This is a genomic window from Rummeliibacillus stabekisii (assembly GCF_007988965.1).
Classification (GTDB): domain Bacteria; phylum Bacillota; class Bacilli; order Bacillales_A; family Planococcaceae; genus Rummeliibacillus; species Rummeliibacillus stabekisii.
The window spans coordinates 237,139-248,565 of the sequence record NZ_BJVD01000002.1 but is presented as its reverse complement, the minus strand read 5'-3'; the positions used below and the strand labels follow the sequence as shown (position 1 = coordinate 248,565).

Sequence of the window (11,427 nt, the reverse complement as noted above, 5' to 3'; positions counted from 1 at the left end):
TATTTTACAATAGACAAAACAGAGTATTTTCAGAATTCTCTTGAGATAAAACAAAGGGGAGTAACAACATAAGGGGGGAATAACATGAATCCATTGTTGATTGTCAATTGGATCTTGTTTTTAGGGGTAGTCGCTTATGCTTTAGGTTTGTTTACGTATTTAGTAAAAACGCGTTATCAGTTCATTAAAATGGGGAAGAAAACCGAATTTGATAACAATGTTAAAGCACGGTTAGAAAAAATTTGGGTGTATGTTTTTGGCCAAAAGAAACTAATGAAAGACAAGAAGAGCGGTGCCATTCATGTCATGTTCTTCTATGGCTTCCTACTAGTTCAGTTTGGCGCTATTGATTTTATATGGAAAGGGTTAAAGCCGGGTTCCCATCTACCATTTGGGCCGCTATACCCATACTTTACATTTTTCCAAGAAATCGTCACCTTAGTGATTTTGGTGGCTGTTGTCTGGGCGTTCTACCGTCGTTATGTGGAAAAGCTAGTACGTTTGAAACGAGGATTTAAGTCAGGCCTTGTATTGCTATTTATCGGTGGCTTAATGGTATCCGTTCTTGTGGGAAATGGTATGGGCATGATTTGGCACGGAGAATCTGCAACATGGTCTGAGCCAGTCGCATCGTTGATTGCTACAGCATTTGCATTCTTGCCAACAACGGCAGCTATTGCTGTGTTCTTCGTTATGTGGTGGGTCCACCTATTATTCTTGCTGACTTTCTTAGTCTATGTGCCGCAATCCAAACACGCGCACTTAATCGCGGGACCAGCCAATGTATATTTCAATCCTTTGACACCGCCAGGGAAATTAACTCCGATTGATTTTAATGCGCTTGAAGATGAAGAGGGTGAATCAGAAGATGAGATGCCTTCATTTGGCGTAGGGAAAATAGAAGATTTTACACAGCTCCAATTAATTGATTTATACGCATGTGTTGAGTGCGGGCGCTGTACAAATATGTGTCCAGCAACAGGGACAGGCAAGATGCTATCACCGATGGATTTGATGACAAAGTTACGTGACCATCTTACATTTACAGGCGCTGTACAAACACATCAACAACCTTGGGTACCAAAGATGTTCTTTGGCCATACAAAAGGTAATCAACTAGCAATGGCTGCAGGAGCAGAAGGCGCTGTAATAGAAGATGTATACAGCCCGTCGTTGATTGGTGATGTCATTACGGAAGAGGAAATTTGGGCATGTACTACCTGCCGAAACTGTGAAGACCAATGTCCTGTTATGAATGAGCATGTTGAAAAGATTATTGACTTGCGACGTTATTTAACTATGACAGAAGGTCGCGTAAACCCGGATGCACAACGCGCGATGACGAACATCGAACGCCAAGGCAATCCGTGGGGTATCAACCGTAAAGAGAAGGAAAATTGGAGAGATGCTCGTCCAGATCTTCACATTCCTACAGTAAAAGAAGCAACAAAAGCTGGAGAAGAATTCGAATTTTTATTCTGGGTAGGCTCAATGGGGTCATTCGATAACCGCTCACAAAAAATTGCGTTGTCCTTCGCGCATTTGATGAACGAAGCAGGTGTGAAATTCGCTATCTTGGGCAACAAAGAAAAGAATTCAGGCGATACGCCGCGCCGCTTAGGAAATGAATTTTTATTCCAAGAGCTGGCTGAAGCAAATATCAAAGAATTTGAAAAAGCGGGCATCACAAAAATCGTCACAATCGATCCGCATGCATACAATATTTTTAAGAATGAATATAGTGATTTTGGTTGGAATGGTGAAGTTCTCCACCATACAGAAATGTTATATGAGCTGGTGATGAGTGGAAAAATTAAACCGCAACACGCAGTGAATGAAACCATTACATTCCATGATTCCTGCTACCTTGGCAGATACAATGATGTGTATGATGCGCCGCGTGAAATTTTAAAAGCAATCCCTGGTGTGAAGCTAGTGGAAATGGAGCGAAACCGCGATACAGCCATGTGCTGTGGAGCTGGTGGCGGACTTATGTGGATGGAAGAGCATGTTGGTAACCGAATCAATGTGGCGCGTACTGAACAAGCGCTAGCAGTTAATCCAACTATCATCTCGTCTGGTTGTCCATATTGCTTAACGATGCTATCAGATGGAACAAAAGCGAAAGAAGTAGAAGAAACGGTTGGCACATATGATATTGCTGAGCTACTTGAAAAATCAGTGTGCGGCGAAATACAAACTGTGCCGGAGCCTTTAGAAGAAACCGTTTAAAACGAGAAAAAATTAAAGTATTGCATAAATTTTGAAAGTTTTATAAACTTAACTCAAGTAAAAAAGAGAGAGCTAGAGCCCTCTCTTTTTTTCTAAAAGTTAATTGAGCGAGCGTTCAATCAAAATGTAAATACTCATCATTTCAATTTTTATGTAAGCGTAACCAATGACAAAAAGGGGTGTCAAACTTGCAAAAAACAGTGATTATTGACGGAGCACGTACAGCGTTTGGGAAATTCGGGGGAAGTTTAAGTTCTTTGGCAGCAAGCGATCTAGGGGGAGCTGCTATTAAAGAAGCATTAAAACGTTCAAATGTAGATGCAGAACAAGTAGATGAAGTCATTATGGGAACAGTGTTGCAAGCAGGGCAAGGCCAAATACCTTCGCGCCAAGCTGCTACTAAAGCAGGTATACCTTACACTGTAAAAACTGAAACAATCAATAAAGTATGCGCATCTGGTATGCGCAGTGTAACGCTTGCAGATCAATTAATACGGCTTGGAGAAGAAAATGTGATCGTAGCAGGTGGAATGGAGTCGATGTCTCAAGCGCCGTATTATTTGCCAAAAGCACGATTCGGCTACCGTATGGGAGACGGAGCTATTGTGGACGGCATGGTCTATGACGGCCTTTCATGTGCATTCTCACCAAATCATGTACATATGGGTACGTATGGCGACGAGACAGCGGAAAAATTTGGACTTACAAGAGAAGCACAAGATAATTGGTCACTGCGTAGCCACCAAAATGCTATTGCGGCGATTGAAGGCGGTAAACTAGGCGAAGAAATTGTTGCTGTTAGTATTCCACAACGAAAAGGTGAGCCGGTCGTAGTAGATCAAGATGAAGCGCCAAGAAAAGATACATCCATCGAGGTGCTTGGCAAATTGAGACCTGCTTTCACTAAAGATGGTGGAACGGTTACTGCAGGTAATGCCCCTGGCATTAACGACGGTGCATGTGCAGTAGTGGTAACGAGTGAGCAGTATGCAGAGGAAAATGGCTTAAAACCATTAGCAACTATTCTAGGGCACGCAGAGGTTGGAGTAGAACCAAACGATTTCCCGCAAACACCAGGATTAGTTATTAACAAGCTACTTGAAAAGACAGGTAAATCATTAGAAGAAATTGACCTTTTTGAAATCAATGAAGCATTTGCAGCAGTTGCGCTTGCCAGCAATAAAATTGCTAATTTGGATGAAGAAAAAGTAAATGTTAACGGCGGCGCTGTAGCATTAGGCCACCCAATCGGTGCATCAGGAACGCGCGTTATTTTAACTCTTGCATATGAATTACGTCGCCGCGGGGGTGGTATTGGTATCGCAGCTATCTGCTCGGGCGGTGGCCAAGGAGACGCGATTATGATCGAAGTACCGACAACGGAGGGATACTAAGATGGCGATAAAAAAAGTAATGGTCATTGGCGCAGGCCAAATGGGATCAGGCATTGCCCAAGTGTGTGCTCAAGCAGGTTTAGAAGTACTGCTAAATGACATTAGCGAAGAGTCGTATGAAAGAGGTATTGGCACAATTACGCGAAACCTGTCACGCAATGTAGAAAAAGGACGTATGGCAGAAGATGAAAAAGCGGCTGTCTTGCAACGGTTTACTAAATCATTGTCACTTCAGGATGCAAAAGATGTTGATTTGGTGATTGAAGCAGCTGTTGAAAACATGGATATCAAGCAATCTATTTTTAAACAACTAGATGTAATAGCACCTGAACATGCCATTCTTGCTTCTAACACATCTTCATTGCCTATTACTGAAATAGCAGCAGTGACAAATAGACCAGCACAAGTAATCGGCATGCACTTTATGAATCCGGTGCCTGTCATGAAGCTAGTCGAAATTATTCGTGGGCTTGCTACTTCTGATGAAGTATACAATTCGATTGAAGAGTTAACGAAAAAACTTCAAAAAGTACCTGTAGAAGTGAATGATTTCCCAGGATTCGTGGCAAATCGCGTTCTTATGCCAATGATCAATGAAGCGATCTTCACACTTTATGAAGGGGTTGCAACAAAAGAAGCAATCGATGAAGTGATGAAGCTTGGTATGAACCATCCAATGGGACCACTCACACTAGCTGATTTTATCGGGCTAGATACATGCCTATATATCATGGAAACACTATACGAAGGATTCGGCGACAGCAAATACCGTCCATGCCCACTGCTTAGAAAATACGTCAAAGCAGGCTGGCTTGGCAAGAAATCTGGAAGAGGGTTCTACGAATATAGTTAGTAGTAAATTGCAATTACATGAAAGTTTAAAAGAATACAAAGGGAATTCAAGAGCAGAATCTTGTTAGTAATCATGAGAGCACTAAAAGTATAGTTGCAGAGAATTGATAGCAAATATTTGATGTTAAAACTTTGTAGAAGTGGGGGTAGCGGAGACTCCTTAGGGGTTAGCGAGTCAGGTAAGACCCCACAGGAAGCGGAGCTGACGAGTAGGCTTACCACTCGCCCCAGGAACGCGCATCTGCCCGCACTTCGCCCTCATCTCAACTATTTTGATTTGTGAAACTATATGGAAGTGGAATTATCGGAGACTCCTTGGGGATTAGCAGGACAGATAAGACTCCGCAGTAAGTGATGCGAGTCAGTAGACTTATCGCTCGCCGCCAGGAAAGCGGAGTTAATTCCACTTTGATTCAAATCAGAGTAGTAGTAGAAAAATAGATATCTGTTTTTGAATGCATTTTAAATAAATGATGTAAAAGGGAGAGACATCATGAATCTACAATTCACGGAAGAACAAATGATGATGCAAAAGATGGTTCGTGATTTTGCAAGAGAAGTAATTGCACCTCAAGTCGATCAACTGGAAAAAGGGGAATTTCCACGCGATATCCTAGCGCAAATGGGAGAGCTAGGGCTTATGGGCATTACCGCGCCTGCAGCATATGGCGGGTCAGAAATGGATTTTACATCCTATATCATTGCCATTCATGAACTATCTAAAGTAAGTGCAGTCATCGGGGTGATTTTGTCTGTGCATACATCGGTCGGAACAAATCCGATACTCTACTTTGGCACAGAAGAACAAAAGAAACGCTATGTGCCAAAATTGGCTAGCGGGGAGTATCTGGGTGCATTTTGCTTAACAGAGCCATCAGCTGGTTCAGACGCAGGATCTCTTAAAACAAAAGCAGTAAAGCATGGAGATTACTACGAATTGAACGGCTCAAAGGTCTTTATTACAAATGGCGGTGAAGCGGATGTGTATATCGTGTTCGCCTCGACAGATCCAACACAGGGAACAAAGGGTATATCAGCGTTTATCGTCGATAAAGACACGCCAGGCCTTGTTATAGGGAAAAATGAAAAGAAAATGGGCCTTCATGGTTCTAAGACAGTTCAGCTAACATTTGAGCAAATGCAAGTTCCAGCAGAAAATTTGCTGGGTGAAGAAGGCGAAGGGTTCAAAATCGCTATGGCTAACTTAGATGTCGGAAGAATTGGTATCGCGGCACAGAGCTTAGGGATTGCTGAAGCGGCACTGGATGAATCTGTTCGCTATGCAAATGAGCGTGTACAATTTGGCAAGCCGATTGCAGCCAATCAAGGCGTTTCGTTTAAATTGGCGGATATGGGCACCGCTGTAGAAGCAGCGAGATTGTTAGTATATCGAGCAGCCCATTTACGTTCGCTAGGGAAGCCTTGTAGAACAGAAGCATCAATGGCTAAATTATTTGCATCAAAAACAGCTGTCGAAGTGACAACAGAAGCCATCCAAGTTTTTGGTGGTTATGGCTATACGGAAGATTATCCTGTTGAACGATATTTCCGCGATGCGAAAGTGACTGAGATTTATGAAGGCACTAGTGAAATTCAACGAATGGTTATCTCACGGAGTTTGGAATAGGTCGTTAGGTTTCACGGTGAAAAGATAGAAAGTAAATATCAAACAAAGGGGATTTGACAATGAACTTTACACTATCAGAAGAACATGAAATGATACGCAAAATGGTGAGAGATTTTGCAGAAAATGAAGTAGCGCCAAGTGCTGCTGAACGCGATGAAAAGGAAACATTTGACCGTGCAATTTTTGATCAAATGGCGGAACTTGGTTTGACAGGTATACCTTGGCCAGAAGAATACGGTGGTATTGGCTCTGATTATTTAGCCTATGTTATTGCTGTAGAAGAGCTTTCAAGAGTATGTGCATCAACAGGTGTAACATTATCTGCACACACATCACTTGCTGGGTGGCCTGTTTATAAATTTGGGACAGAAGAACAAAAGCAAAAATATCTTCGCCCAATGGCTGAAGGGAAGAAAATCGGTGCTTATGGCCTTACAGAACCTGGTTCGGGATCTGATGCAGGCGGCATGAAAACAACTGCAAAGTTGGATGGTGACCACTACATATTAAATGGCTCAAAGATCTTTATTACTAATGGAGGCATCGCTGATATTTACGTAGTATTCGCAGTGACAGATCCAGAAGCAAAAAATGGCACGTCAGCATTTATCGTAGAAGCTGATTATGAAGGTTTCTCTGTTGGGAAGAAAGAAAAGAAAATGGGCATTCGTTCATCACCGACAACTGAAATCATCTTTGATAACTGCCGTGTACCAAAGGAGAATATGCTTGGTGCAGAAGGTGACGGTTTCAAAATTGCAATGAAAACTTTAGATGGCGGACGAAACGGCATTGCAGCGCAAGCAGTAGGTATTGCACAAGGTGCGCTTGATGCAGCAACACTGTATGCCAAAGAACGTGTACAATTCGGTAAGCCAATCTCTGCAAACCAAGGGGTATCATTTAAATTAGCAGATATGGCGACTGCAACAGAAGCTTCTCGCCTGTTAACGTACCAAGCGGCGTGGCTTGAATCTAATAACCTGCCATATGGCAAACAATCGGCGATGGCAAAATTAATGGCTGGCGATACAGCGATGAAAGTAACCACAGAAGCGGTGCAGGTATTCGGCGGATATGGCTATACGAAGGATTATCCTGTAGAGCGTTTTATGCGTGATGCAAAAATCACTCAAATCTATGAGGGAACTCAAGAAATCCAACGCCTTGTAATCTCTCGTATGCTTTTGAAATAGTGTATGGAAAATGAACAAAAAAAACGGATTCATACCTCGATTAAGGATGAAGTCTTAATTGAAAAGAGGCGCACAGAGATGATTCAGGGCGCTGTTCGCCTCTTTAAAGAAAAAGGCTTCCATCGGACTACTACGAGGGAAATCGCCAAATCAGCCGGCTTTAGTATCGGAACGCTTTATGAATATATCCGCACAAAAGAAGATATTCTTTACCTTGTTTGCGACCGTATTTATCTTGAGGTTCAGCATCAATTGGGACCTTTCCAGCAGCGAGAAGCGAGCATTGAGGGATTGATTGAAGCGATTACGCAGTATTACATGCTTGTGGATTCAATGCAAGATGAAATGCTCGTAATGTACCAAGAGTCAAAGTCCTTGCCAAAAGATGCGCTTGATTATGTATTAGCGAAAGAAATCGAAATGGCTGGCATTTTTGAAAATTTACTGTCAGGATGCGTAGAACTCGATCAAATGAAATTTTCGCTAAAGGAAATTAAACTATTGGCACATCAAATTGTTATCCAAGGCCAGGCATGGGCATTTAGAAGATGGGTATGGCGCAAAGATTATAAAATAGAAGATTATATCAAAATGCAAACAAACATATTATTAAACGGTATGTTGAGCTAAGTGGAACGGCGCAAGGATGGAATACACAAACAGCAATGTGGGTGGATCACTAGCCTTGTCTTTTCTTTTTAATAAGGGATTGAGAGAAGTTTTGTTCAATAAGGGGGATTTATAAAAATGGTAAAAGCTGAAATCTATAGACCGAAGAATCATGTACGATTCGTCACAGCCTCTAGCCTTTTTGACGGGCATGATGCATCTATCAATATTATGAGACGCATTTTGCAATCTAGCGGTGTGGAAGTCATTCATCTTGGGCATAATCGCTCTGTTGAAGAGGTAGTAAACGCAGCTATTCAAGAGGATGCACAAGGGATCGCTATTTCCTCTTATCAAGGCGGCCATATGGAATACTTTAAATATATGTATGATCTGTTGAATGAAAAGAAAGCCCCGCATATCGGCATTTTTGGCGGTGGGGGTGGCGTTATCCTACCGAAAGAAATCAAAGAACTGCATGAATATGGCGTGAAAGGTCTATTTTCACCCGAAGACGGTATGAATTTGGGTCTGCAAGGCATGATTAATCAAATGATTGAAAGAAGTGATTTTTCTACAGTCAAAGAAGGTCTTCTTGATCAATTAGACGTACTTTCAACTGAGAAGCCTGAGTTGCTGGCACAGCTGATTACAGCAGCAGAAGAAGGGGATAATGAAGAAACAGCTACGCTTTTGGAACGTGCAAGAAAGCTATCTAAACATACGCCGGTTCTTGGGATAACAGGTACAGGTGGTGCAGGGAAAAGTTCATTGACGGATGAGTTGATCCGCAGGTTCTTACATGAATTTCCTGATAAAAAGATCGCTATCGTTTCAATTGACCCAACGAAGCAAAAAACAGGTGGTGCTTTGCTTGGAGACCGTATTCGCATGAATGCTATTTTTAATAATCGTGTTTACATGCGAAGCCTAGCAACACGAGATTCCCATACAGAGTTATCTTCAGCTTTAGGAGATGTACTGGATATTGTCAAAGTCGCTGGCTTCGACCTCATCATTGTAGAAACAAGTGGTATTGGACAAGGGGATGCAGCGATTACAGAAGTGTCCGACTTATCTATGTATGTGATGACAAGTGAGTTCGGTGCTCCTACACAGCTAGAAAAAATCGATATGATTGATTTCGCCGATTTAATCGTCATCAATAAATTTGAAAGAAAAGGGTCTGAAGATGCGCTTCGCCAAGTTCAAAAGCAATATCAGCGCAGCCATGAATTGTGGGATGAAAATCTTGATCATATGCCTGTCTATGGAACGATTGCGAGCCAATTTAATGACAAGGGAACCAACTCATTATTTGCAGCATTAATTCGAACCATTAACGAAAAATGTGGCTATGATTGGCAAACATCTTATGAGCAATTTGTTAAAACGCAAAAACAAAATGTCATCATTCCAAATGACCGCCGCTACTATTTGCGTGAAATCTCCGATACGGTGAGAAGCTATCATAAAAAGGCAGCACAGCAAGCAGATCTAGCGAGAAAACTATATCAATTAGAAGGCACGCTAAAGCTTGTCCAAGAAAAGCATGGCGAAGAAGCACTTGTTGAGTCTCTGAATCAACTAATGGAAGGTGTCAAAGATCAGCTTACTGCAGAATCTAAGCAAATACTGAAAAATTGGCATACGCTGAAAGAAAGCTATAGCGGCGATGAATTAGTAACGAAAGTGCGCGACAAAGAAATCCGTACATTGCTGACGACTACGAGTTTGTCAGGTCTCAAGATTCCTAAAGTTGCATTGCCGAAGTTCGAAGATTATGGCGAGATTTTGCGCTTTGTTTATGCTGAAAATGTGCCGGGTGCATTCCCGTATACTGCGGGTGTTTTTCCGTTTAAACGCGAAGGAGAAGATCCAAAACGCCAGTTTGCTGGTGAGGGAACACCAGAACGAACAAATCGCCGCTTCCATTATCTATCGAAAGATGACGATGCAAAACGCTTATCTACCGCATTTGATTCCGTGACATTGTACGGAGAAGATCCAGATGAACGGCCGGATATCTACGGTAAAGTAGGGGAATCAGGTGTCAGCATTTGTACGCTAGATGATATGAAAAAGCTATATGACGGGTTCAATTTATGTGCGCCTTCAACCTCTGTGTCAATGACAATCAACGGTCCTGCGCCTATTATATTAGCCATGTTTATGAATACTGCGATTGACCAACAAGTACGTTTGAGAGAGAGCGAGCTTGGCCGGACACTGACTGTGGAAGAGTTTGCGGAAACAAGAGCCAATACGTTGAATGTCGTTCGCGGTACTGTACAGGCTGACATTTTAAAAGAAGACCAAGGTCAAAATACGTGCATCTTCTCAACAGAATTTGCACTTCGGATGATGGGGGATATCCAGCAGTATTTCATTAATGAAAAAGTGCGGAATTATTACTCTGTTTCGATTTCTGGATACCACATTGCAGAAGCGGGCGCTAATCCAATTTCACAGCTTGCATTCACATTAGCAAATGGCTTTACCTATGTTGAATATTATTTAAGCCGTGGCATGAACATCGATGACTTTGCGCCAAACCTTTCCTTCTTCTTCTCAAATGGCCTTGATCCTGAGTATAGTGTAATAGGTCGGGTAGCGAGAAGAATTTGGGCTGTTACGATGCGCGATTTATATGGTGCTAATGAACGTAGTCAAAAATTAAAATACCATATCCAAACATCGGGAAGAAGTCTTCATGCACAAGAAATAGACTTTAACGATATCCGGACTACCTTGCAAGCGTTGATGGCACTGCATGACAATTGCAATTCATTGCATACAAATGCATATGATGAAGCCATCACAACGCCAACTGAAGAGTCGGTGAGACGCGCAATGGCCATTCAAATGATCATCACAAAAGAACATGGTCTCACTAAGAATGAAAATCCTCTGCAAGGAGCATTTATTATCGAAGAATTGACACAGCTAGTGGAAGAGGCAGTGCTTGAGGAATTCGACAGAATGAATGACCGCGGTGGTGTGTTAGGAGCAATGGAGACTCAATACCAACGTGGTAAGATCCAAGAAGAGTCTATGCATTATGAATCGCTGAAACACTCAGGGCAACTGCCGATTATTGGTGTTAATACGTATTTAAATCCAAATCCTCCTTCACAGGAGTCCATTAACTCGATGGAAATCGCACGAGCTTCTAAAGAGGAAAAAGAGACACAAATTGAGAATTTGCGAGTCTTTAAGGAACTCCACAAGGATGAAGTGGATGCTGCACTTAGCAAGCTGAAAGAAACAGCAAAAAATGGCGGCAATATTTTTGGTGAATTAATGGAAACAGTTAAGGTTGCGAGTCTTGGCCAAATTACAAATGCTCTATATGAAGTTGGCGGCCAATATAGAAGAAATATGTAGCTGAAACATTCCTTTCATTATTCTCACTTGAATTCTTGCTCTTTAGGCTTTACGAATCATAAAATCAGGAGTATGCTTTATTCAAACAACGTTTATTTGTTCATATGAGGAAGTGTCTAATCCTACGATT

At 42.0% G+C, this 11,427-nt stretch carries 7 protein-coding genes; all 7 read left to right on the top strand.

The annotated features are described in order from the left end of the window. Positions 1 to 84 precede the first annotated feature (84 nt). The 7 genes from RST01_RS06935 (at position 85) to icmF (ending at position 11,297) form a co-directional block, all read left to right on the top strand. On the top strand, positions 85 to 2,232 hold the full coding sequence (locus tag RST01_RS06935) for a (Fe-S)-binding protein (protein WP_147195454.1): 2,148 nt from the start codon (positions 85 to 87) through the stop codon (positions 2,230 to 2,232). 188 nt (positions 2,233 to 2,420) lie between these two features. After that, entirely contained in the window at positions 2,421 to 3,626 is a 1,206-nt protein-coding gene (locus RST01_RS06930) for an acetyl-CoA C-acetyltransferase (RefSeq protein ID WP_147195453.1), read from the top strand. A gap of 1 nt (position 3,627) precedes the next feature. Further along, positions 3,628 to 4,479 carry a 3-hydroxybutyryl-CoA dehydrogenase gene (locus RST01_RS06925; protein WP_147195451.1) on the top strand — a complete coding sequence of 284 codons (852 nt, stop codon included), beginning with the start codon at positions 3,628 to 3,630 and terminating at the stop codon, positions 4,477 to 4,479. 492 nt (positions 4,480 to 4,971) lie between these two features. Then, positions 4,972 to 6,105 (top strand): acyl-CoA dehydrogenase, encoded by a 1,134-nt coding sequence (locus tag RST01_RS06920; protein WP_147195449.1) that lies wholly within the window; start codon positions 4,972 to 4,974, stop codon positions 6,103 to 6,105. A gap of 59 nt (positions 6,106 to 6,164) precedes the next feature. Next, entirely contained in the window at positions 6,165 to 7,301 is a 1,137-nt protein-coding gene (locus RST01_RS06915; RefSeq protein WP_147195446.1) for an acyl-CoA dehydrogenase, read from the top strand. A gap of 3 nt (positions 7,302 to 7,304) precedes the next feature. Further along, entirely contained in the window at positions 7,305 to 7,931 is a 627-nt protein-coding gene (locus RST01_RS06910; protein ID WP_147195444.1) for a TetR/AcrR family transcriptional regulator, read from the top strand. A gap of 117 nt (positions 7,932 to 8,048) precedes the next feature. Next, the gene (icmF, locus tag RST01_RS06905; RefSeq protein ID WP_147195442.1) at positions 8,049 to 11,297 is read left to right on the top strand and encodes a fused isobutyryl-CoA mutase/GTPase IcmF; all 3,249 of its coding nucleotides are present in this window, start codon (positions 8,049 to 8,051) and stop codon (positions 11,295 to 11,297) included. The last annotated feature ends 130 nt before the right edge of the window (positions 11,298 to 11,427 follow it).